23 protein-coding genes, 1 tRNA gene, 1 pseudogene and 1 other annotated feature are annotated in these 24,436 nt (G+C 39.5%); of the genes and pseudogenes, 4 read left to right on the top strand and 21 right to left on the bottom strand.

Annotated elements, in window-relative coordinates; all coding sequences use genetic code 11:
- Positions 1–4 precede the first annotated feature (4 nt).
- The 8 genes and pseudogenes from pheT to H9L19_RS04870 all read right to left on the bottom strand — a co-directional run bounded on the left by pheT (position 5) and on the right by H9L19_RS04870 (position 11,267).
- Positions 5–2,428: a phenylalanine--tRNA ligase subunit beta gene (gene pheT, locus H9L19_RS04905; RefSeq protein ID WP_187528594.1), complete on the bottom strand. Its 2,424-nt coding sequence runs from the start codon at positions 2,426–2,428 to the stop codon at positions 5–7.
- 8 nt (positions 2,429–2,436) lie between these two features.
- Positions 2,437–3,480 carry a phenylalanine--tRNA ligase subunit alpha gene (pheS, locus tag H9L19_RS04900; RefSeq protein ID WP_187528593.1) on the bottom strand — a complete coding sequence of 348 codons (1,044 nt, stop codon included), beginning with the start codon at positions 3,478–3,480 and terminating at the stop codon, positions 2,437–2,439.
- 61 nt (positions 3,481–3,541) lie between these two features.
- Positions 3,542–3,753: a binding site (T-box leader), on the bottom strand.
- Positions 3,754–3,953: 200 nt separating this feature from the next.
- Entirely contained in the window at positions 3,954–5,450 is a 1,497-nt protein-coding gene (gene gltX / locus H9L19_RS04895) for a glutamate--tRNA ligase (RefSeq protein WP_187528592.1), read from the bottom strand.
- Between the two features lie 107 nt (positions 5,451–5,557).
- Positions 5,558–6,670, bottom strand: coding sequence for a PIN/TRAM domain-containing protein (locus H9L19_RS04890; protein WP_187528591.1), 1,113 nt, complete (start codon positions 6,668–6,670; stop codon positions 5,558–5,560).
- Positions 6,671–6,694: 24 nt separating this feature from the next.
- Positions 6,695–8,070: pseudogene (radA, locus tag H9L19_RS04885) on the bottom strand (DNA repair protein RadA).
- Positions 8,070–8,615, bottom strand: coding sequence for a dCTP deaminase/dUTPase family protein (locus H9L19_RS04880; RefSeq protein ID WP_187528590.1), 546 nt, complete (start codon positions 8,613–8,615; stop codon positions 8,070–8,072). The pseudogene radA and the gene H9L19_RS04880 overlap by 1 nt, the downstream one beginning before the upstream one ends.
- Before the next feature lie 93 nt (positions 8,616–8,708).
- Positions 8,709–8,996, bottom strand: coding sequence for a GNAT family N-acetyltransferase (locus H9L19_RS04875; protein ID WP_187528589.1), 288 nt, complete (start codon positions 8,994–8,996; stop codon positions 8,709–8,711).
- Positions 8,997–9,158: 162 nt separating this feature from the next.
- Complete coding sequence (locus H9L19_RS04870; RefSeq protein ID WP_187528588.1) at positions 9,159–11,267, bottom strand: ATP-dependent Clp protease ATP-binding subunit; 2,109 nt, start codon at positions 11,265–11,267, stop codon at positions 9,159–9,161.
- Positions 11,268–11,619: 352 nt separating this feature from the next.
- Between H9L19_RS04870 and H9L19_RS04865 the strand changes: the two genes are divergently transcribed.
- On the top strand, positions 11,620–12,633 hold the full coding sequence (locus H9L19_RS04865; RefSeq protein ID WP_243198127.1) for a zinc-binding alcohol dehydrogenase family protein: 1,014 nt from the start codon (positions 11,620–11,622) through the stop codon (positions 12,631–12,633).
- Between the two features lie 46 nt (positions 12,634–12,679).
- On the opposite strand, the gene rpmF is transcribed toward H9L19_RS04865, so the two are convergent.
- Positions 12,680–12,853 carry a 50S ribosomal protein L32 gene (rpmF, locus tag H9L19_RS04860; protein ID WP_187528587.1) on the bottom strand — a complete coding sequence of 58 codons (174 nt, stop codon included), beginning with the start codon at positions 12,851–12,853 and terminating at the stop codon, positions 12,680–12,682.
- A gap of 664 nt (positions 12,854–13,517) precedes the next feature.
- On the opposite strand from rpmF, the gene H9L19_RS04855 reads away from it, so the two are divergent.
- Positions 13,518–13,589, top strand: a tRNA-Gln gene (locus tag H9L19_RS04855).
- A gap of 133 nt (positions 13,590–13,722) precedes the next feature.
- On the opposite strand, the gene H9L19_RS04850 is transcribed toward H9L19_RS04855, so the two are convergent.
- Entirely contained in the window at positions 13,723–13,908 is a 186-nt protein-coding gene (locus tag H9L19_RS04850) for a hypothetical protein (RefSeq protein WP_187528586.1), read from the bottom strand.
- Positions 13,909–13,999: 91 nt separating this feature from the next.
- Here H9L19_RS04850 and H9L19_RS04845 point away from each other — a divergent pair, with 91 nt between their 5' ends.
- Positions 14,000–14,170: a hypothetical protein gene (locus H9L19_RS04845; protein ID WP_187528585.1), complete on the top strand. Its 171-nt coding sequence runs from the start codon at positions 14,000–14,002 to the stop codon at positions 14,168–14,170.
- Positions 14,171–14,226: 56 nt separating this feature from the next.
- Here H9L19_RS04845 and H9L19_RS04840 read toward each other — a convergent pair whose 3' ends face one another.
- The 7 genes from H9L19_RS04840 to H9L19_RS04810 all read right to left on the bottom strand — a co-directional run bounded on the left by H9L19_RS04840 (position 14,227) and on the right by H9L19_RS04810 (position 20,132).
- Entirely contained in the window at positions 14,227–14,520 is a 294-nt protein-coding gene (locus tag H9L19_RS04840; RefSeq protein ID WP_243198125.1) for a DUF1905 domain-containing protein, read from the bottom strand.
- A 21-nt stretch (positions 14,521–14,541) separates the two neighbouring features.
- Positions 14,542–15,054: a GNAT family N-acetyltransferase gene (locus H9L19_RS04835; protein WP_187528584.1), complete on the bottom strand. Its 513-nt coding sequence runs from the start codon at positions 15,052–15,054 to the stop codon at positions 14,542–14,544.
- 19 nt (positions 15,055–15,073) lie between these two features.
- A complete protein-coding gene (locus H9L19_RS04830) occupies positions 15,074–15,526 on the bottom strand; it encodes a MarR family winged helix-turn-helix transcriptional regulator (RefSeq protein ID WP_187528583.1) in 453 nt (150 codons plus the stop codon).
- A gap of 63 nt (positions 15,527–15,589) precedes the next feature.
- Complete coding sequence (locus H9L19_RS04825; protein WP_187528582.1) at positions 15,590–15,751, bottom strand: hypothetical protein; 162 nt, start codon at positions 15,749–15,751, stop codon at positions 15,590–15,592.
- 568 nt (positions 15,752–16,319) lie between these two features.
- Positions 16,320–17,036 (bottom strand): hypothetical protein, encoded by a 717-nt coding sequence (locus tag H9L19_RS04820; RefSeq protein WP_187528581.1) that lies wholly within the window; start codon positions 17,034–17,036, stop codon positions 16,320–16,322.
- A 118-nt stretch (positions 17,037–17,154) separates the two neighbouring features.
- Entirely contained in the window at positions 17,155–18,315 is a 1,161-nt protein-coding gene (locus H9L19_RS04815) for an IS30 family transposase (protein ID WP_187528580.1), read from the bottom strand.
- 65 nt (positions 18,316–18,380) lie between these two features.
- Positions 18,381–20,132 (bottom strand): replication initiation factor domain-containing protein, encoded by a 1,752-nt coding sequence (locus H9L19_RS04810; RefSeq protein ID WP_187528579.1) that lies wholly within the window; start codon positions 20,130–20,132, stop codon positions 18,381–18,383.
- Between the two features lie 731 nt (positions 20,133–20,863).
- On the opposite strand from H9L19_RS04810, the gene H9L19_RS04805 reads away from it, so the two are divergent.
- Positions 20,864–21,019 carry a hypothetical protein gene (locus H9L19_RS04805; RefSeq protein ID WP_187528578.1) on the top strand — a complete coding sequence of 52 codons (156 nt, stop codon included), beginning with the start codon at positions 20,864–20,866 and terminating at the stop codon, positions 21,017–21,019.
- A gap of 174 nt (positions 21,020–21,193) precedes the next feature.
- On the opposite strand, the gene H9L19_RS04800 is transcribed toward H9L19_RS04805, so the two are convergent.
- From H9L19_RS04800 to H9L19_RS04785, 4 genes are all read right to left on the bottom strand, one after another.
- Positions 21,194–21,412 carry a hypothetical protein gene (locus tag H9L19_RS04800; RefSeq protein WP_187528577.1) on the bottom strand — a complete coding sequence of 73 codons (219 nt, stop codon included), beginning with the start codon at positions 21,410–21,412 and terminating at the stop codon, positions 21,194–21,196.
- A 19-nt stretch (positions 21,413–21,431) separates the two neighbouring features.
- On the bottom strand, positions 21,432–21,572 hold the full coding sequence (locus H9L19_RS04795; RefSeq protein WP_187528576.1) for a hypothetical protein: 141 nt from the start codon (positions 21,570–21,572) through the stop codon (positions 21,432–21,434).
- Complete coding sequence (locus tag H9L19_RS04790) at positions 21,557–23,317, bottom strand: thioester domain-containing protein (protein WP_187528575.1); 1,761 nt, start codon at positions 23,315–23,317, stop codon at positions 21,557–21,559. The genes H9L19_RS04795 and H9L19_RS04790 overlap by 16 nt, the downstream gene beginning before the upstream one ends.
- Before the next feature lie 729 nt (positions 23,318–24,046).
- Positions 24,047–24,337, bottom strand: a complete 291-nt coding sequence (locus H9L19_RS04785; RefSeq protein WP_243198124.1) for a hypothetical protein — start codon at positions 24,335–24,337, stop codon at positions 24,047–24,049.
- Between the last annotated feature and the right edge of the window lie 99 nt (positions 24,338–24,436).

Raw genomic sequence — 24,436 nt, 5'->3', positions numbered from 1 at the left:
TATTTTATCGAATTTCAGCATCAAATTGCTTTGCTAATTGCTTCGTGATGCGTTCAACAGCGGTATTAATTTCATCATCAACTAAAGTCTTTTCAGGATCAATGAATGTCAATGAATAGGCTAACGACTTTTTATCATGCGCCACATTCTGACCAGTATAGACATCAAACAGCATAATATTTGCTAGATGCTTGCCACCAGCCTCTAGAATCGCTGACTTGATATCATCAGCAGATACTTGGCGACCAACCAAAATCGCTAGGTCACGTGAAATACTTGGGAAACGAGTAATCGCTTCATAATGTGTCAAATCACGTGCTAAGGTCGCAATCAAATCAAGATCCATTTCAAAGGCAAAGGTTTGATTAATCTTATATGCTTTAGCCACTAGCGGATGAATTTGACCAATAAATCCGATGCGTGTCTCCCCAACAAAAATATTAGCTGTTTGTCCGGGATGCATTTCTGGTTGTCGATCAGTCGGTTCAAATCGAACAGGTGCCTCAAAAGCATAATTAGCTAACAACTGTTCAACAATGCCCTTCAAAGCAAAGAAGTCAACTGATTCAGCCGGGGTTTGCCAAGAACGCGCTTGCCAAGCACCAGTGATCACCCCCGCAACATGTTCAATTTCAGCCGGTTGATGATTTTTATTGCCATTTGAAACAAAAACACGACCTTGTTCATACAGTGCGACATCGTTTTGGTTCCGTGCAACATTATATGCGACATCATCTAGCAAACCTGTCAAAATTGAACTCCGCGTCTGTTGACGATCTTGTGTCATTGGATAGTCTAACTGAATCGGTTCACCATGATGCAATTTAAATTGCGCTGCTTTCTCTGGGGTCGTTAACACATATGAAATTGCTTGATTCAACCCAAGGCCCTCAAGATCATGTCGGGTTGCTCGAATCAACTTTTGTTTTGGCGTTAATTGACCAGGCGTTGTCGCACCAACAGGTAATGTGGTTGGTAAATTATCGTAGCCATAAAGACGTGCAATTTCTTCAATCAAATCAGCTGGAATCGAGATATCCCAACGGCGAGCCGGAATTGTTACCGTAAATTCATCTGCCGAAAGTTCAAAAGCAAAGTCCAAACGCTTGAAAAAACCAGCGACAGTTATCGCAGTTAGTGACGTTCCAAGCACTCGATTAATATCGGTCATTTTCACACTCACAACTGGTGCGTGATACGTGGCCTGTTGTGCAACAACACGGCCTTGTGTAATTTCACCACCTGCCAATTCAGCGATTAACGCTGCGGCATGATCAAGAGCTTTGAATGTCTCAGCAACATTGACACCGCGTTCAAAACGTTGTGAGGCCTCAGAATGTAGATTTTGATCACGTGCGGCATGTCGAATGGATTTGGGTTCGAAAACAGCTGCTTCTAGAACAATATTAGTCGTCTGCGCCGTGACTTCGGTGGACTCACCACCCATCACACCAGCAAACATTAAGCCTTGTTCACCAGCAGCAATAATCAAATCCTCTTCGCCAGCTGTCCGTTCCACACCATCGAGAGTTTTAATTTGTTCATCAACATGAGCTGTTCGAACATGTAAATCATGGCTTGGCAAGGTATCAAAATCAAAAGCATGTAACGGTTGACCGTACATCAAAAGCATATAATTTGTCACATCGACCACGTTATTAATCGGCCGAATACCCATGGTCCAAAGACGTTTTTGCAACCATAGTGGTGAATCGCCAATTTTAACGTTTTTTACAATACGTAACCCATAATAAGGTGCCAAAGCACTTGGTGCTTCAGCCGAAATTAAATCACTCGTTTTTTCTGATGTTTCTTTCAAGTCAAATGTTGGACGCGTTAAAGTTTCATCTAATATCGCTGCAATTTCATACGCCGTCCCATTCATTGACAACATGTCTGCACGATTTGGTGTAATACCAGTTTCTAAGACGTCATCTGTCATTCCTAGGACTTCTAATGCATCGGTCCCTGGGATTAAATCTTTCGCATCCTCTGGATTGAACACCCAAATACCCTCTTCAAAGTCTTTGGGGGCGACTTTATCATCAAATCCAATTTCTTGCAGTGCGACTAACATACCATAAGATACAACACCACGTAACTTACCCTTACGAATTTTTTGACCATCACCAACAACAGATCCATGTTTGGCCAAAATAACCGTTTGTCCAGCTGCAACGTTTGGTGCGCCGGTAACGATTTGGATTGGCTCATCTTCACCGGCGTCAACCTGCGTAATCACCATATGATCTGAATCAGGATGGGGTTCAACTGATAACACCCGCGCGATGACAATGTTTTTCATATCACCTTGGGGTTGATATTGTCCTTCAATTTCCACCGCGGTCCGTGAAATTTTTTCTGCCAATTCATTGACTGGCAAATTAATATCCAAATAGTCTCGTAACCAATTGACTGATACTTTCATTATTCTTCTTATCCCTTCTGATCAAATTGCGTTAGGAAACGAACATCGTTGAGATAGAAATTACGTATATCCTCAACACCATACTTCAACATTGCAAAGCGGTCTGGTCCAAGGCCAAAGGCAAAGCCGCCATAAACATCAGGATCAACTCCTGCCATACGCAATACATTTGGGTGCACCATTCCAGCCCCCAGCACTTCAATCCACTCAATATCCTCTGGTTTTGTATCTGCAGTCACTGCCCCCCATGAGACATCAACTTCAACTGAAGGTTCAGTAAAAGGGAAGTATGATGGGCGTAAACGAATCTCATGATCAGCACCAAACAACTGATGTGCTACCGCCAATAACGTCCCTTTCAAATCACCCATTGTAATGTGCTTATCAATCACTAGGCCTTCAACTTGATGGAATTGATGTGAATGAGTAGCGTCATCAGTATCGCGACGATAAACTCGACCGGGTGAAATCATTTTCAATGGCCCAGCATTAAAATCATGCGTTTCTAATGTCCGTGCTTGCACTGGTGAGGTTTGTGTCCGCATTAAAATATCAGGTGTGATGTAAAATGTGTCCTGCATATCACGTGCTGGGTGGTCTTTTGGCAAATTCATCATTTCGAAATTGTATTGATCTTGTTCGACTTCTGGACCCTCAACAATTTGATAACCCATCCCCATAAATTGATCTTCGAGTGATTCAATGATTTGTTGCAAAACATGTGGCTGACCTTGATGAACTGGTTTACCTGGCAAAGTTACGTCAATCGTTTCTTGAGCAAGTTGCTTGGTCAGCGCCTCAGCTTCTAATGCTGATTGTCGATCAGTAATCGCTTGTGTTAATGCATCACGCACCTCATTGGCTAAGGCGCCAATTGCTGGTCGTTCCTCAGGCGTTAAATCTTTCATGCCCCGCAATACTTCTGTCAAAGGTCCCTTTTTTCCAAGCCAATCAACGCGGGTTTGATGCAATGTCTTTAAGTCAGTGGCCACCACTGAAATATCATGCATTGCCCGTTCGCGTAATTGCGCTAATTCATCAGCCAAACTCATGCTATTCTCCTCTTTTATCTATCAATTTAATTAAAAAATCCCTTTGGCATGATAAACATGCCAAAGGGACGTTAATTTAACGTGGTACCACCCAATTTTTATTATGAACCATCTCATAATACTTAGGCATCTCATAACGATGATGAACCGTGCCAGCCTTATCAACTGACAAACTCCCGACTGAAATTCAAGCTAGATGATTAGGCGACTTCCCACTATTTATCGCTCTCTGGACTAATATCTTCCCTTTACTAGGTCGTTCAAAGTTTATGCCTTAAGTATACAAGTATTTCAATAAATTTCAAGCGATTAGCCTAATTAACACTAATTCAAGGCTTTACCTAGCTGACATTGACAACACCGCTAATCATCATTAACCAAATAGATTGTGCGATTTAATCCACGATTAGCAAATGACTCATCGCCCACGGTGCACAAAAAAATAGCAAGCGAACGCCTACTATTTCTATTGTTTACAAAAATTCTTTAATATTCTTAATTGTCGCTTCTCGGCCAAGCAATTCCAATACATCCCCTAAATTAGGCCCTTCGTTCACACGAGATGATGTAATACGAATTGGCATCCACAAATCACGGCCCTTGATCCCCATTTCGTTTTGAACGGCACGAATAGTCTCGACAATCGCTGCTGAATCAAAAATTGGCAAAGCTTCAAGCTTAGCAACCCAATTGGTTAACAATTCAGGCACGTAATCTTTAGCAAGCCATGCCAGAGATTCTTCACTCAAATCAGCTTTTGCTGTTAAATCAAAGAAAACAGGCTTTACTAGTGGTACAATCTGTGACGTATATGAAATACCATCTTGATGCAAACTCAAAACTTGACGCACCCATTGCAACTTTTCAGCGGTCAAATCTTCAGCTTGAATATAACCAGCAGTAATTAATTCATGCAGGAGCTTATCAAATAAGACGGCACTATCAATCTTTTTTATCCATTGATTATTCACCCAAGCTAATTTCTTATTATCAAATTTAGCTGGTGATTTTGATAGGCGGTCAGGATCAAACATCTTAACCAATTGTTTCGTTGTAAATATCTCAGCTTCACCAACTGGTGACCAACCTAACAAAACGATAAAATTAAGCATGGCTTCTGGCAAATAACCCATTTCCCGGTATTGAGAAATGAAGGCAATCACGTTGTTGTCACGCTTTGATAATTTCTTACCTGTTTCGGCATTCAAAATCAAAGTCATGTGCCCATATACCGGTGCTTCCCAATCAAACGCATCATAAATCATTAGTTGTTTAGGTGTGTTCGAGACATGCTCGTCACCACGAAGTACGTGTGAAATTTCCATCAAATGATCATCAATTACGACCGCGAAATTATATGTTGGCATCCCATCAGCTTTTTGAATCACCCAGTCACCACCAACTTGTTCTGCCCCGATGGACACGTGACCCTTAACCAAGTCATCCCAAACATACGTCTTTTCAACTGGTACTCGGAAGCGGACAACCGCTGGCAAGCCTTTAGCTTCCGCTGCTGCTTGAGCCGCGGTGATTTCTTCATCACTCATACCTGCATACTCATAGACATAATGTGGTGCTTGCTTGGCAGCAATTTGGGCTTCTCGCTCAGCTTCTAGCTCTTCTGACGTTTTATATGATTTATATGCCAATCCACGGGCCAACAACTCATCAATATACTTTTTATAGATATCTAATCGTTCTGACTGCCGATAAGGACCATACTTACCAGGATTACGAGGTGACTCATCCCAATCCAATCCCAACCACGCCAGATTATCAAATTGCGATTCTTCCCCATCAGCCACATTACGTGACGTGTCGGTATCTTCAATCCGGATAATAAACTCACCATTATAATGGCGCGCAAAAAGCCAATTAAACAAGGCCGTCCGTGTATTTCCAATATGCAAATAGCCCGTTGGTGATGGGGCATACCTTACGCGTACTTTTTTCTCACTACTATCCGTCATGAATGTTGTCCTCTTCCCTAAAACTAATTTAACCAAACACTATGATGTTTGGTACTTGATAAAATAAAACCATTGTCTAATTTACGCCATTTTGTTGCTGTTTTCAACTATACCGTTGCTAAATAATTACCAAAAATCATACGCCCAGCATCGGTTTGAAGGCTCGAAGTCACCTCAACGGCAACCGTTTCTTGAAGATGGGTTTGTCCATCCTCCACCACCACCATCGTGCCATCATCGAGATAACCAATGGCCTGTTGCCGTTCGCGACCATTTTTAACCAATGTGATTTCCAAATGTTCTCCGACTGCAACACTCGTTCGTAGCGCACCGGCTAATGCATTTAAATTGAGTACCTCAACATTTTGAAAGCGGGTCACTTTATTCAAGTTAAAATCATTTGTGACTAAGATGCCGTTTAACTCTTGTGCTAACCGAATCAATTTTTCGTCAACTTCCTTGATATCCTCATAATCACCGTCCCACATCTCTAGTGGCATCGTTTCGTACCGACGCAATTCATTTAAGATATCCAATCCACGACGGCCACGCACTCGTTTGAGAGGCTCACCAGCATCCGCAATATACTGCAATTCGTACAAGACGAAATTAGGCACCAATAACGTCCCCTCAATCCAACCAGTCTTCACTAATTCTAAAATGCGACCATCAATCAAAATATTCGTATCTAGAATTTTATAATGATGATAGTTGTTTTCTTCAGTGGTTAATACATCGCTTTCTTTGTCAGACCCGCGCGTCGAACGAATTCGAAGTCGCGAAGTAATTGTCCCGACAAAATGATAAACATCCTCCATCCTGCCAGTACCAATCCGATAACCCAAGTAGCCCATCGCTAACATAACTAAAATCGGCACGCCGGCATTTAAAAATACATTTCCCTGAATACTACGCAATGGTGAGGTAATTAGCACTGCTAAAACCAAACCGATCATCATACTCAAACTACCAAGTAACAATTTAAGGGGTGATTCCTCACTCAAAATTGTTTCAACTTGCTTCAGCGCTCGGTCAACTAATCGCCATGCAGTAAGACTTAATAGGAAAAAAATAAGTGCACCGAGGATAAAATCCGTAATTGGATTGTTAACCCACAATAAATTTGAATACCCTATTACGTCCCACAAGATTGGCAAAAAAGTGATTCCAAAAGCGGCACCACCTAGCATAAACGCTAATTGAATAATTCGTTTTCGCATTTGCTTCTCTCCTGTTTTCATACTCTAGTCAATTTTCAAAGCCACTTGCAACGCTTCTTCAAGTGTTCCTACCGCAATCACTTGAATATCCGTGATTTTATCTTGCTTGGTCATACTGTTCTTCGGCACAAAAATCCGTTTAAACCCTAACTTTTTTGCCTCAGCAATGCGGTCTTTTACACGCGGAATGCGTCGCAATTCACCGGTCAAACCAATTTCACCGATGAAGGCATCGGTCGCACGCGTACCAACATTCTGATAACTCGATGCAATCGCGACCGCAATCGCTAAGTCGACCGCCGGTTCGTTCAGCCTGACGCCACCAGCTGCACGCACATAAGCATCTTGATTTTGTAACAGTAAATTCGCTCGTTTTTCAAGCACAGCCATTAATAACGTCACACGATTTCGGTCAATGCCTGAACTCGTCCGCTGGGCATTACCAAATGCGGTTGGCGTGACAAGCGCTTGCACTTCGACTAACACCGGCCTCGAGCCTTCTAATGTCACAACAACCGCTGACCCAGTCGCATCTTGCAACCGTTCTTCCAAAAACATTTCTGAAGGATTTAACACTTCAGAAAGCCCTTCTTGTTGCATCTCGAAAATACCGAGTTCATTGGTCGAACCAAAACGATTTTTAACAGCCCGCAAAAGTCGAAAACTTCTTTGGTTATCCCCTTCAAAATATAAAACAGTATCAACCATATGCTCTAAAATTTTAGGTCCAGCAATCGCGCCTTCTTTGGTCACATGGCCAACAATAAAAATTGTGATGCCATTTGTTTTGGCAATTTGTAATAGTTCTGCCGTCGTTTCCCGAATTTGAGCGACCGAACCAACCGCTGAAGCAATATCTGGTTGTTGCATCGTCTGAATCGAGTCAATAATCACAAATTCCGGTTGATATTCATCAATGGCTTTCCGAATTTGTGCCATATCAGTCTCTGGATACAGTAAAAATTGTTCATTATCTTGCACACCTAAACGTTCAGCACGTAATTTGATTTGCGCAGCACTTTCTTCACCTGATACATACAAAACCGTCCCCTGGTCTGCTAATTGTCCAGAAACTTGTAAAAGTAACGTTGACTTACCAATCCCAGGATCACCACCGATAAGCACCATCGATCCAGGTACTACACCGCCCCTAGCACCCGATTGAATTCAGTTAACGCCGTTTTCACACGCGGCACTTCAGCTAATGACACTTGATTAAGACGTTCAACCTTTGCCACTTGTCCTGCTAAATTCACACGATTTTTACGATCGACTTTTTCAGTTGGTATGACTTCTTCAACGAGTGTTCCCCAGGCACCACAGTTTGCACAACGACCAAGGTAACGTTGCGAGACATACCCACAATTCGTACAAACAAATTGCGTTTTTGCCTTTGCCATTATTTTTTATCCCCCGTTGAACCAAATCCACTGACACGGTCCTGCTTACTATCTTGCGCATCATCATCAGTTACCAAAAATGGCATGAAAATACCTTGTCCGATACGTTCACCCTTTTTTATCTGAACATCTTTGACACCAAAATTAAGCAACTGAATAAAAATTTCGCCTTCATTGCTTTCATTATCGGCATAATCAGCATCGATGACACCAACCCCATTTGGTAAAATCAAGCGTCGTTTGAGTGGGCCAGACGAGCGATTTGCCAGCATCAAATATTCATCATGATTCATGTACGCTTTAATCCCAGTTGGCACCAGCAACGGCTTTAAAGCTTGATCTGCCGTCAAGTAATCTGTCTCAGTCATTGTTTCGCCTTTGAAAAGTCCAAATAATAGTTTAATAAAATTCAATTTCCAAATCGTTGGTAAAATGAAATCTTCAGCAGCTTCAAAATCATAGCCTGCCGCTTGTTTAGTTGCTCTTTTGGGTAAGTGCAAACCCGCATCTTGATATTTGGTCACAATTGCAAATCGACGTGTCATAAATCCACTCCTTTTATCTGATGGTTACTATTATACCGGACTTTCCTCATAAATAATAAAGCATTCTTCTAAAAGAATGCTTAAACAATACGATTAATCTGGATTGTGCCATTCCAACTTTTGATAGGCCGGTGTCGTCATGAATTTTTTCTTTGCATACGAGCAAATCGGCCGTAACTTAACATCTGCTGCTTGTGCGCGTTCAATCACTGCTGCTAACAACTGACTAGCAACGCCTTGTCCGCGAAGTTCGGGTGCGACAATCGTTGAATCAATCGACCAAACACGACCGTTTTCAATGGCCGGAAATAAAATTTCTGCATCAACTTGTCCCGTTTCATTTCGATGAAACAATCGACCTGGTTCATATTCAAAATCCATAGAATGCCCTCCTTTACACATATTTTACCACATTCAACATTTATGAATGCGCTTTCAAACAAAAAGATAGCCGACTTAACCTTCATCAAACGTGCCACCCGTTTTTTGAATGAGGTCATGCTATCTTTTTTAATGTTTATACCGCTTCGCCACAGATTTCATTTAGACCGTGACAGTTTCATCAGCAGCCACAATTTTAATCTCGTCGTCACGAAGTTCAGCCTTCAACTTTTTAATTTCTGGATTATCCAGATAAAAGTCTGCAATCTGATCTTCTAATTGTTCTTGAATCACACGCCGCAATGGTCGTGCACCCATAGCCGGATTGTAACCCAATGTCACAAGGCGCTCCACAGCGGGCTTAGTCACTTCGATCGTTAAACCAGTAGGCGCAATCGTTTCATTCATGTCATTTAACATCAAACGAACAATCTTCAGCAAGTCGTCTTTCGACAAAGCGTTGAACTCAACAATGCCATCAAACCGGTTCAAAAATTCTGGCTTGAAGTACGGTGCTAGCCGATCCATTAACTCACTTGCAACTGATGCTTGTTCATTTTGATCATCCTTAGCATCAAAGCCAACTTTACCAACATTAACACCCGTTCCTGCATTTGATGTCATAATAATGATGGTATCCTTGAATGAGACGGTATGTCCTTGTGCGTCAGTCAACCGACCATCATCTAGAATTTGCAAAAACATATTCATTACATCTGGATGTGCCTTTTCCACCTCATCTAACAAAATTAATGAGTATGGGTGTCTGCGGACTGCTTCTGTTAACTGACCCGACTCCTCATAACCGATATAACCAGCCGGTGCTCCAATCAACTTCGAAACACTATGCTTTTCCATATATTCTGACATGTCAAAACGAATCATACTATCAGTTGTACCAAATAACTCTTTTGCAAGCTGTTTAGCCGTTTCAGTCTTTCCAACACCGGTCGGACCGACAAATAAGAAACTACCAATTGGCCGATTAGCCTTATTGAATCCAACCCGATTACGACGAATAGCCCGTGCAATCTTTTGGGTGGCTTCCGTTTGCCCGATAACGTGATCCGCCAAATTTTGCGCAAGATGCTTTAATTGTTGTTGCTCAGCATCTTGTAAGTCACCGACCGGAATACCAGTCTTTTCTTCAACGATCGTTTGAATATCTGCGACATCAATAACCTGTTGTCCATCCTTCACTGGCTGTGATTCTTGTGCAGCTTTCTTTTGTCGATTTAACTGTTCAACTTGGTCACGCCAGTAACCAGCCTTTTCATAATCTTCATCATCAATTGATTGCTGTTTCATTTTTTCAGCGTATGCAATTTGTTTCTCTAACTTTTGTGGATCCTCCACTTTAATTGCCAAGTTCTTACGTGACCCTGCCTCGTCCATTAAATCAATGGCCTTATCAGGTAAGAAACGTTCTGGAATATAGCGGTTTGACAAATCAACCGCAGCTTCCAGTGCTGCATCACTATACTTGACCTTATGATAATCTTCATAGCGGCCACGGATGCCTTGCAAAATTTGTAAGGCTTCTTCAGTCGTTGGTTCATCAACTTGAACCGTTTGGAAACGACGTGCAATCGCAGCATCCTTTTCAATTTGTCGATACTCATTGAGCGTTGTCGCTCCAACTAATTGGAACTCACCACGTGCCAAAGCCGGCTTCAAAATATTACCAGCGTCCATAGAACCTTCGCCAGCTGTACCTGCACCCATAATCTCATGGATCTCATCAATGAACAAAATCACGTCTTCACGCTTTGACACTTCTGCCATCAATTTTTGCATACGTTCTTCAAACTGTCCTCGTACGCCGGTACCTTGGACTAATGACACCACGTCCAAGCGAATGACTTCTTTACCTTGTAACTTTGAAGGCACCTGACCATCAACAATGGCTTGTGCTAATCCCTCGACCACTGCCGTCTTACCGACACCAGCTTCACCAATCAAAACGGGATTATTCTTAGTACGACGATTCAAAATTTCAATCACCCGTGCAATTTCAGGGTCACGACCAATGACTGGGTCAAACTTACCCTTCCTTGCCATTTCAGTCATATTCATTCCAAATTGTTCAAGTAAACTATCACCGTCGTTACCATTCCCGTTGTTTTGCATTTGGGCTTGTCGTTGCCGTTGCTGTTCAGCCGCTGCCCGTTGCATTTGGGCTTGCCGTTGCCGTTGACGATCTAAATCGCCATTCATTGCATTAAAAATATCATCAAAATTTGAGAAACCAAATGGATCATAATTTGCCATATTCTGTATCCTCCTCATTTATTACCTGTTTATCTACTCAGATTAAAGATGTCATATCAATCCTGACCTTCCTTGACCTTGTATTTATATTTTAGCACTCTAACAACGAGAGTGCAAATGTTTTGGTGAGATTTTTTTAATTTTTCAATAAACCCCATTAATGTACAGGCACGACATGCTTTAAAACAACATTTTAAAAGCAACTTGTATCACATCAACTTACGATTTTATTCTTCCCCACCCATGTTATTTTAGAAAAGGTTATAATAATTGTAATGAAAAACGCTAACTAAATAAGACATCTGTATTAACGCAGATGTCTTATCACATGATAACTTTTGGAGGTATATTAATGCAGACACCAACAACTATGACTACTATCATGACAACCAGTGACAGCCAAGTGCCCCTTACGCTCATTCAAACGCCATTACCACAACCTGAACCATTTGATCTTTTGGTCAAAATTTCAGCAGTCTCGGTCAACCCGGTTGATTTAAAGCAGGCACAAGTTGCGGTCACAAATCAAACCCCAAAGATCTTAGGCTATGATGCTGTTGGCACTGTTGTCGACACCGGGGCACAAGCCTCAAAATTTAAAATCGGCGATCGCGTCATGTTTGCTGGCGCCGTGAACCGTCAAGGCTCATATGCCGAATTTGAAGCTGTGCATGAGGATTTAGTGGCACTCGCACCTTCTAATATTGCCGACGCACAATTGGCTGGCGTACCACTTAGTTTCTTAACAGCTTATGAATTACTCATTGATAAATTTCGTTTGATTCCCAGCGCCAATGCCAATCAGGGTCAAAGTATCTTCATTATTAATGGGGCTGGTGGGGTCGGCTCATCAATGATTCAACTGGCAAAATGGCTCGGATTGACTGTCATCGCATCAGCATCCCGCCCCAAGACGATTGACTGGGTACAGTCACTTGGTGCCGACCACGTTGTTAATCATCGTTTAGATTATTTAGCTGAGATTAAAGCCATGGGTATCGATACAATCCCATATATTGCAATCTTACACAATCCAAATCAACATTTTACAGCGGCAGCAGAATTAATTAGTCCTTTTGGTCACATTGGCAGCATCGTTGAAAATGCGACACCCCTGCCAATTGAACGTTTGAAAAGTAAGGCAGCCTCATTTGACTGGGAATTTATGTTCGCTAAATCGCTTTACCATTATCACATGGCAAGCCAAGGTACCATATTAGCGCTCGCTGGTGAATTACTGACGACACACACTTATAAAACGCCTGTGACACAGACGTTAGCTGGGTTATCCCTTGATACGATCCACGAGGCACATCAGTTACTGACTTCAAATCAACTGATTGGTAAATTAACAATCACATATTAATTAAAAAAAGCGGTTTGGACAAATTGTCCAAACCGCTTTAATTTTATTACTTTGCTTCTACGACTTGCTTACCATTGTAAGTACCGTCAGCCGCAACATGATGATTACGAACATAAACACCATTTTCGTTCATGTGGATTGCAGGTGTTTGAATACCACCACGACCACCACGACGTGAACGCTTCTTAGCTTTAGAAGTCTTATGTGTAGGAACTGCCATAATTTTTTTCCTCCTTTTACGCTACCAAGCCTAAAACGAGGAGGCAGCATTAAATTAATAATCGATTATTTTTTCAACTGTTCTAATTTACATGATTTTTGAATAATTGTCAAGGCACTCACTCGAAAACCCACCTTTAATGTGTCCTATATGCTATCGTCAGCCATTTAAAAATAGGCGCGGCAACCGCTTAGCCTAGTTCTTGACACGCATAACTAATGCTTAACCGTTTTGTCTTTGATGACAACAATTTTTGACCAAGTTACTCATTAGAACCAACTTTATCTCAACCCAGCCCCGTAATTCTAAGTTGATTGAACGCATCATTAATACTGTTACCAATCTCAACTTCAACCGTTATTGTCATGTTTTTATGCCTCATGCCAATCACCCCCATATTGATAAAAACACAAAATAAACACAAACACCTACCACAAACAAGCAAGCTTTCCAGAAATAACAAAAATTGGGCAATCTTTTTGCTGTAACGCATTGATTCATCCACAACGCCACTACATCACAATCAGGTAATCTAATTTTATCAAAAATAAAAATTTTCCCATTGCTTTGCCCAAAATTGCAGCGCAAATCCTCGTTAAACAAAAAATCATCGTGCAATACTTGAAATGATTGAACTAATTGTTGTATACTATTGTTTATTGATTGGGTATTAGCCAAGCGGTAAGGCAATAGTTTCTGGTACTATCATGCGCTGGTTCGAATCCAGCATACCCAGTAATCAAAAAGAGGCCATGTCAGATGTGTTTATTAACCATCAACATGACCTTTTTTATTCTTTATCAGATAAACGCCACCGTGTCATCACACCCGTCGCGAACTGAGCAACAATTCAACGAAAGCATACTGTTTCAATGGTGCCAATGTTGCCATAAAACATGCAGCCCATAAATAGCACCTGTCAAAATGACCCAAGGCCCTATTACTAAAACTAATAGATTCCCATCTTTCATTGGCAAGCATAGCGTTTGAATAATTCGAATCATCAAAACGAGAAATGCCGCAATGACCCCAGCCCAGATAACGTTTTGTTTCATTTATAAATACCTCGTTTAATATATAAAAAATATTAATATTGAATGCTTTTATGTATAATAATGACATATACAATTAAGGTGGTATCGCATTATGGAAGAAAATAATACACCGCAACATGTGTTGGTTGAACACATCATTAATATTAGTGATGCCTTCAACGCTGGTTTCGGTTTTACCCTCGGTGTATTTATTTGCACGCTACTCATTTCAATCGTCGGCTTCTTATTTTGGGGGCTTTTCATATTATTGGTTGCGCACTAATCGTCATTGTCAGCTCAGACATCAGTCTGAGCTTTTTCATTTCGACTGTGCACCGCTTAAGTAATTGGCACAACCGTTACGCATACTTGATCGCCCACTTTTTTGTTTAATGCCTGTCGAATCGACTTTAATATACCAATAATATAGCAAATTGACCCATCAGGATTTTTAACGCCCATGTTAACGATACTACCTTGATAACTGATACCATCAAACATTACTTGGACTTTGAGCCTTCCCTTACCAAATTTTTCCCTAATATCATACGGAAAAGCCATATATGCCCCACCTTTTCCCACCGTTGCGCTTTGAATCGTGGCCAGAAAAGTATAGGTTTTATTATTCATCATACCCATCACGTTACCTTATCTCTACAATTGCCTTTGCATCAAAATGTCACGTTGCACGTCTTGACCCAAAACAAATTCATGTTGATCAAAAGCGACAAATCCCATTTTTTGATAGAAGGCTCGTGCATTATCATTATGCTCCCAAACCCCCAACCAAATCACGGACTTTGATTGATTTTTTGCTTCTTGCTGTGCATATTCTAATAGCACTTTGCCTAAGCCCCGTTTTTGATATGCTTTGCGCAGATAAATACGCTCAATCTCTAAGCTGTTTTTAGTTGCTTGCTCTGATTGTGCCTGATTAATATTTAGTTTCAAATAGCCTGCTAATTCAGCATCGACCCATAAAAAATAAAACCACGAATCTACCTGAGCAAGTTCCAAACGCAATTGTTGTTGACTGTAAGCATTAGCTAAATATTCTGCCAAATCATCCGGCTGATTTTGTGCACCAAATGTGTCACTAAAGGTTTCAACACTGATAGCCTGTAATTGTTCAACATCATTTTCAGTGACTATTCTAATCTCAAACATATTCCACTCCTAGCTTCATTTAATACGGCCGAATCCGACCATTTTTTACATCTCGCCAATCCGATTGTACATTTGCAGTAACACGTTTTAACAATCGTTCTAACTGTCTAATTTCTGTCGCTGTTAAACCAGAGGTACTTGATTGCTCTGAATAGACGTGTTCATTGAAAACAACCTGGTAGCGTTCTTTACCACGCTGAGTGAGATAGAGGCAATTAATTTTTTGATTATCTGCCCGCTTACGTTTTTCAATCATTCCCCGCTCAGCTAATCGCTGAACTGCGCGAGCCGTTGTCGTCCGATCAATCAATAACATTTCGGCTAACTCTTCTTGGATAATACCTGGATGTACAGCTATTCGTACCAGATATAAATATTGTCCCCTCGTCAAATCCAATTGTAAAAATTCTAAATTACTAATTGAATCTAAACCACGCGCGATGTCACCAATCTCACGCAAAATTTGACTCATTGCACCATCTCCTTTCAAGCTGGAATAATACTTTGTTGCAAATGCAACAATATTGACAAAAAATTATTTGCGCCGAATTAACTGCGCAAATGAAATACCCGCAATTGCAACCCAACTCACAGCGAGGACGTTAAAAATAATTTCGTCCCACCAACTATCCCATCGATAACTTTGAATCAACAAATACACAATACCACCTAAAATACAAAGGCTACTGATTAACATATAGATCCAAAAACTGTCGTTTCTCATCACTACCCTTTCCAATTAAGCCATATTCGTCCAATAATCAAACACTAAATTTTTATGGTGTTTTAATACAAATAAACTATGTTAATTATACATAACATATCAATAATTGAACACTTAATCGAAAGAAGATTGCAACCCCCTAAGCATATGTTTAACATACTGTTAAAGTTCCTGTAATGTTCTCGTTACCAAAACTCTCATTATGACATTGTTGTTTCATAAGCATAGTCATTTTCTATTTAGCTTTGTGTTTTCAAAGCAATCTGTCAAAGATAGATACGTTAAATCAACTGATTTAAACATAGCCACTTATTGGCAACATTATAACACATGGTCATTTGCCTTAGTCAATACCTTTTTACGACTTAGTCGTATAGTTCGTGTTTTTACCAGTACGTGGCTAACTGTAGCTGAAATATAGTTCGTATTTATCAGCCAATGTAGTGTTCCAGGAACGACGTTTAGTTCGTGTTTTACATATAAATCAACACCTTTGCATACAAAAACGACCCATGATTGCTCATTGAGTCGTTATTTTTGTCTATTTTGATAGAATTTGTACACCTTCCAAGTTATCTGACCAACCGATTAGGCTTGCTCCGTGGAAAGTATCGGTAATGTGAGCACCGTTTAGTTCCATTTGTCCATTAAGAACAGCTTGTACTTCTGCATATGATAGGTGATTAGGCGTTGATGTATGGTTGCCCTCCCAATAGAAGCCACCGTTACCGTCCCAAATGGCAATATGACCATAGTTCACACCGTCATCATTTCCTGTTAAATTCCAGAATACTGGCACCATTTTACCTGCTGGAAAATTAGCATCGTTGTGCATAGCGCCTATTGCTGATGCTTTATCAACCGCTGACCTTGCTGAATAACTAAGTGAACCACCACGACCAGCCACACCGAATGCTGAATCAACATAGCCTAAACAAAGCCCAGGTGCACCATAAACATAAACGTTCGGTGTCACTAATTGTGTACCACTTGCGACTGTTTGTTGTGTAGCTGGTGCAGCTGCTGCAGAAGCTTGTGTTTTTGGTTGTACAGTTGCCGAACTTGCGACTACAGATGATTGAACTTCACTAGAGATTGAACTTTCTGATGAACTAGAACTTGAAGAGCTTTCTTTTTTAGCGAATTTCTTGGTCACTTTATGTGTCTTGTGTGTTTGCTTAGCAACGTGAGTTGCATGACTATGTTGAGCAACGGCAACGCTAGTACCAGTAGCAACGCCTAATAAAGCAATGACCATGAGAGACCCAATGACCATTCTTTTATTTTTAATCCTATTAAAATTCATAATACATACCTTTGTCCTTTAATACGTACATATTATCAGAAATAATTGTTTAGTGAAATACTTAACATATTTATTCTGATGACTTTTTCTGTTTTCTTTTCGCATATGCACGTCGATTACGTGCGAGTTTAGTGTATTCTATTTCAAATACATCTGCAGGTACTTTACCGTTTAATGCTTGTAGCATCGGCTTCATATTAATCTTATCTGATAACGCATCTAATTTTGGCTGGTTAATATTTCTAAACGTATTACCTTTAGGCAGGTACTTACGCAATTCACGATTTTTTCGTTCATTACTCCCCCGCTCATGCGGTGAACTGGGCGTTGCATAATAGATTTTGACACCTAACTCACGTTGCACATGTTCCAGGAAAGTCCAGGACACAAATTCAATACCATTATCTGCAGTGATCGATCGACACATGCTACCGTATCTTTTGTAGAACAAGTCAAAGCCTTTGATGACACTATCTGCACGTTTATTTTCAATTTTAATAAGTGTATAAAATCGTGATTTTCTCTCAACAAACGTCATAATTGCCGTATTATCGAACTGAACTTCATCTTTTGTCTTAGCTGGCAATACCAAATCGATTTCCCAGTGACCAAATTGTGTGCGTTTCTCAATCGTTTTTGGTCTATCGAATATCGAATGCTTTACCAAATCACCTGATTCAACCAATTTCTGCCTTAATCGGGCCAACTCTTGCTGTTTTTCTCTTAACGTTTTATCACGTTCCTTATCTACCTTACTACCATTTCTCCGTGTACCTACATTAATATGTATCTGCCCACGTCGTGCCCATTGTCTAATGGTAGATGCGGATACTTCAACATCTGGTACGTTTCCAGCGATTTGCTCAGGCGTCCATTTTTCAACGTTTATCCAATGCTCGATTAACTCCTGCAATTCTGGTGTCAATTTTGTATTCTGTCCATATCTGAATGATCGTTTCTTACTAATATATTCAGCTCTAAATGCAGAATACTTAATACGTGCATGTATTGGTAGGTTTAATAGTTCTTTTCGACTAAATTGACCAAAATCTACAGTATTTCCTTTCTGTAGCTCTCGAGAGATAATACCCTGGTCACGGTTCATACGTCGTGCTATCTCTGATTGAGAAAACTGATCAACATTCCACATGTGTTCAATCAACAAACGTTCACTTTGATTAAGTTTAGGTCGTCTTGTTTTAATAATTTTACGTTCATCATCACTTTTCATATATGCATTTCTCCTTTATAATGTTAGTTAATCTGAACGTAAAATTATTGCTAAATTAACTCTGCTTACATATTCAGCAGCTCTTTCATACCTGGAATTTGAATAGTACGAATATCTACTGCAGACTCTGACATTTGTTTAGTATTTGTTGCTTGCACCAACTCTTGTTGTTCAAGTGATAGTTCAGCTTCATTAATGGACTCCAGCAACGAGTTCCAACCGCCCGTCTGTTGAACAATTTTCAGAGACGGACATACATAATTTCTAAGCCAATTCTCAATACGCTCAATGCTTTGTGCACGTGGTTGCGTAATAAATTTCATCTTCTGACCAAGGGCTGTAAACAGTGCCCATGATGCATTGGGTTTTAATGTATCAATATACTCTTCTCGAACACGAAAGCCTTTCATTTGACTCTCATCTACATTTTCATTCAAAAACACCACATAAGTATACAAAATATCGAATGCAGAACCAACTAAATTGTCACTTCCAAGCCATTCTTCAATTATTTGTGTCGCCTTATCCCCATGTAATTCAAGTTCAACACGTGTTGATATATTAGTAAAATTTCCTTTGGCTGCCTGTTCTTTTTGTTTATCATATATGCGCACGACAAATGGTGACTTGCCAAAATCAATAGTCCAACCACCGTCACTTGATCCATGAATATTGTAGACTTTCTTTTTTGACCAGAATTTCTTTTCTTGTACCGCATCGACAAGTTCGTCCATATCATTAATAGCCAAATCGACACGTGTAGCATGTCCTTTATAAGCATACATACGATTAAAGAACCCACGCCAATCGATGCCTTGCTCAATCATAGCTTTTTCAAACAGACGACAACCCATACCAGTTAGGAACAACGTTGCACCTGGCTTCTGGAAGTTATCATTATCTAAATCAGGTGCGAAGTCTTGTACATATATGCTTTTCTCACCACCGTAGGCGTATTCACGTGTATAGAAGTTTTGTGACGTGGCACGATTGATGAACAAGTCACGCTTCAAATTCAACACGTTTTTTATCACATCTTCTCCATTCATATCAGGGAAATTAAATGCTACCCAGTCAAACTGCAGAGTAATTAAGTCCTTAAACTTTGGATATGCGGCAATCAACTTATCAATATTTTTCTGCTTGATCACTTTATTTTCTTGCTCAATCGCACGAATATTACCCACAGACATATCAATTGCTGCAGCAACATCTTTCTGTGTCAATTTATACTTTTCCCGCAATAACTTTAAGCTATCTCCTGTAAATTCAGCATATGCAATATCGTCCATATCATCACTCCTTTTCATTATTTGGTATAAACCAACATCTTTCATCTTTGATAGCGCTTCAAATTGTGCAATAAAATCACTCACAGGATAATGAGCATCACTATCAAGGAATTCACCAGTATAACCAATCAATTCATTACCTTTAATTGAGACAATATCAATCTTTGAACCTATATTTGGTAGTGCTTCGATTTTTGATATATCAATTTCAATCTCATACGTCTCGACCATTTCATCATTTTGCATCAAACCAACTCTGATCGTTGGTTGCAAACTAAATCTCAAACTATGCTGCACTGTTCCCAAGAATACTGCATCAGCTAATTTAAACTCACCATTAACATCAATCACTTTCTGACCCCCAATCAACCAGCGATATACGAGCAAAGCAATAATACCAACCACCTCCATAATAATGAAAGCAAAATAATCATCTGAAATATAAATAAATACTAGATTATAAATTGCAATTATTATAAGAAAAAATGATATTAGTAAAAAACTATCAATATAGACAGTCAACATAATTACACACTCCTTTTTTCATTTTTTTATCCTTCAAAATACTGAATATTATCATTGATCACCCTCAATCAAGGTCACGAACCTTGCAAAGTCTTTTGCTCATTGAGAACAAATACATAATAAATATGCAATTTAAATAAATTCTGATATAATATTTCTATCAAAGGGGAAAATATCAGTTTTTCAAATAAATATTTCATCATTTTTTATGTCAATTTTAATAATGTTCATTAATGTTTCGTTCCCCCTTTGATACAGAAAGACACTAGTCGCTCCCATAGTTTACTAGTGTCTTTTTCTTTGCAATTACTGGCGACTCTCAACCAAGGTCACGAACCTTGCAAAGTCTTTTGCTTATTGAGAATAAACCCCTAATAAATATACAATTTCAATAAATTCTGATATGATATTCCTATCAAGGGGGAGAATATCGATTCTTTTGAATAAATATTTCAGTAATCATTTGTTTTAACTAATATAATAATGTCCATTAATGTTTCACACCTCCCTTGATGCAGAAAGGCACTAGTCGCTCCCAAAGTTTACTAGTGCCTTTTTTTTGCCATTATTGACAATTCTCAACCAAGGTCACGAACCTTGCGAAGTCTAGAACTTATTGAGAACAAACCAAACCAAATAAGTTTGATATAATGAAACAGTCGAGAGGTAGGCGCCCCCTACACAATTTCACAACAATTAGTTATAGAGAATTGTGAAAAGGAGGTGATAATATGCTTGAAAAGTTAACCGATACTATTGAAATATTTTTCCGTATTATCTTTGCGTTAGTCAAAGTCATATTCAATTTAGTTGTAACATTTCCAAAAACAACATTGTTTATTGTTGCAATGATTATGTTGCAAAACTTCATTAGCCATATGATCTAAATTGTTACTCTCTCGATAAAAGGCACCAGCTATCAGTCTGATGCCTTTTTCTTTGCCATTACTGGCAATTCTCAATCAAGGTCACGAACCTTGCGAAGTCTTTAACTTATTGAGAACTAATTATTATCAATCAGTGGGAAAGATAAATATTGTTTACCCTATGCTTTATAATTTTTAAAATTTAATATCATTAAACATTGCCAAATCATCATATAACTTACGCAAATCAGTATTAAATCTATTAATTATGTCAGTACATTGATCCAACGCCTGTTGATTCTCAACGCCAGACAACAAAATAGGCAACGTTTGAATAGCAGAATCAACTGAACCTAATTGTGTTTCTATAAATTTAATACGTTTCTTGTAATCTAAATAATTGATATACGCCATAATGTTAACCTTTTCTTCTTTATGCCCGACGCCTCTTATAAAGATAAACTGTCATACCGGCTAATCCAGCAATACCAGCTAATCCAGCAATACCAGCTAATCCAGCTGTTACGAATGATACTGGGTGTTTTGCAGCAGTCTCCGCTAATTCAGCCCCCATGAAAACTTACTTTGAGCATCTGCTTTACGTACAGCAGTAGCGTCGACCTGAATATTCAAGTCTTTCTTGTCTGAATAATCTGCATCAACATTCTTAGTCTTATTCACTTCAACTGGCACATTGCCTGATACTTCATCAGTCTTATCAACCGCATTCATATTCATGACAAACACTCCCGTATCCTGATTAGCGGGATTTGGTGACTTTCCCACACTGACAACACCAACTTCAGCATCGGTGTGGTATGGGAAACTAATTGTCGAATCAACAGTATCCTTTGCAGATGCCTTAATCTCTTCAGTACCAGACAAGTCAGTCTTTGCTGACGCCTTAAAATCAGCCAAAGTTAATGCCGTATTACCCACAATCGTGTAACTTAACTTTTCCGTATCTGATGACGCATTGCCTGGAATATGAATCTCAAATTCTGCATCATTTTTGATAATGAACGTCCCGTTATTTTGTTCATTAATCTTCTGGTCTCCTTGCATCACATATGATCCCGTTGGTAACTGATGATCCAATTTAATAGCTATCGTATTGACCTTGTCGCCTAATTCATTCAAACCAGCTCCAGCAGTTGATGAGATTACCTTTCCAGTTGCACTAGTGTTCATCTCACCAGCATAATTTTTCTTTGTATCCAACTTCGTTGTCTTATTTGGAATCAACGTACTTGCATCATCATTTCCCAAATTAAGTGACGGCATAGTCGCAATCGGCTTAAATGTAAACGCACGTGAATTGTCGCTTTTGTCCATGAACATGTATTGAGAACTGTTTAGTGTTGCAATCGGCTTATGATTAGCACCCAAAAGCATGTTCACCTTATCAGCCAACACGTCCTGACCTAGTTTAGTGTAAGTTGATTGCACAGTGTTCAGCGCTTTATCTGATACATCTTGCATGTATTTTGTCATACTCTTTGTTTCTGTTTGGGTTTGATTATCCAAATCTGAATCGACTGTCTTATTTAATTCATCTGTTTTAGCTGATGCAGCTGCCGTTAAATCAGCAGTTAATTGACTTTCTGCCTTTGCTTTTTCTTCATCATGAGTATCACGAGTTAAATATGAAATTCCACCCTTTGACATAATATCTAGTGCTCGATTATATAAATCGTTTGCACGTTGAATTACACCCGCTCCATCAGACAATGAGTTCAAACTTGCCATAGAACCATTGTCAGTTTTGATTTGCCCATCTTGTTCAGCAGCCCAAATCGCATATTGCGTCGACATATAATCACGAATAGCCGAGTTATTGCCACTCGATAATGACGTATTTGGATATCCTAATGCCATGACTACCGTCATTGTCTCATTAGCATAATCTGATAAATTAGAGTCCCACGACGTTCCAGGTGTTCCTGCAGGGTTTCCTTTGTGATTCTGCAAACAATATACAAATTGTCCATTACCAAACATCACAGCACTTTTACTTACGTTACCGTAACTGATTACTGTATTTGGTGTTGTTACACCATTAGAAATATTTGCCTGATCATCGCCAGTGGCAGCGTACACACCAATAGAACTACCATTTGGATAGTAAATTTGTCCTAATCCATTGTGATCATTGTTTAAGGCACGACTTGCCAACAAGGCAGATACTGTAGTCGGTGCCACAGAATTAGCACTTGCAACAATCGGCATAACAAAACCACCCGATAATGATACCGCCATTGTAGCAACCGTCATATACCGCTTTAGCTTACGCATTTGTTTATTTGAAATTGTAGTCATTTTAAGAACTCCCTTTTTTGATATTATTCACAACATTTGCAATAAAAAAACCGACTTAATCTAAAAAGCCGGATAAAACCATAATTTGCAGGTGTTTTAACCTGATAAATATTGAAAAATCAAACACCCCCTTTAATTCAAGACATATAAGATGCCAATTTTAGTCGAAATTCTTTCAAAAATTAGCATTTTTGCTTTTTGAGTACCAATTTTTGCAAGAGCCATACAAATGCCGATATATCAGCAATTCAGCACCCGTTTTGGCTTGTGCGCCGATAGCGCTTCTTGCAATCTAACCCCCTGTTAGTGTACGGGGGTTATACATCATTTAGTTGCCCCATTATCACGCAAGGTGTCAGTTACGGGCTCACGCTTTGCGTTCACTTTCCGTAACCAAGACACCCATGGCTCTCAACGCTCCGCTAGAGCCACGGATATTGCCACTGCCGTTCCCTTTGGTCACTGACACGTTCAATGGTGCAACATATAAAACCCACCATAATTCAAGTGGTTGGTTAGCCAAATACATCGATGCGAACTAAGCATGTGAAAAAGACACTACCGCCCTACACGATGTTCCGGTTGGTGGACACTGAACGTAAAAATCGCTTAACCAAACCCAGGTTAAGCAATTTTTACGTTCAGTGTATGAGAAAAGACCAGACAATAGCCTAGCCTTGATTGATGAAAGATTATCATTGATTATTTAATTATTTTGATCAGACTAAATTACTTAGCTGCTTTAGACAATTGCGCCATTAACTCTTGCAATTCTCCAGTACGATTTTCAGCATGTGTATGCACACTATTATAAGTACCCAATAAGAAACCAACGTTCTTAACAATACTTGCGACATACGTTGTCAAAAGTGGGTTCATAGCTTCCAATTCCCCACTAGCATTAAGCTTTTTTAATTCAATCGACAATTGTTGCGTAGCTGGTAACTCACCCAACTTTTTTAATGTATCTAATTCTACTAATGAATTTTCAATTAACGATATAACTTGCTTATCAACCATGATATAGACCTCTTATTTTCTTTTTTATATAAGATAATCTTTCACCAATCAAGACTAGGCTAGATGCCTAATCGACTAAATTAATGTTCAGAAATATTC

This window comes from Weissella diestrammenae, from assembly GCF_014397255.1.
GTDB classification, from domain to species: domain Bacteria; phylum Bacillota; class Bacilli; order Lactobacillales; family Lactobacillaceae; genus Weissella; species Weissella diestrammenae.
The sequence above is the reverse complement of the archived record's forward strand: the minus strand, read 5'-3'. Positions and strand labels throughout refer to the sequence as shown.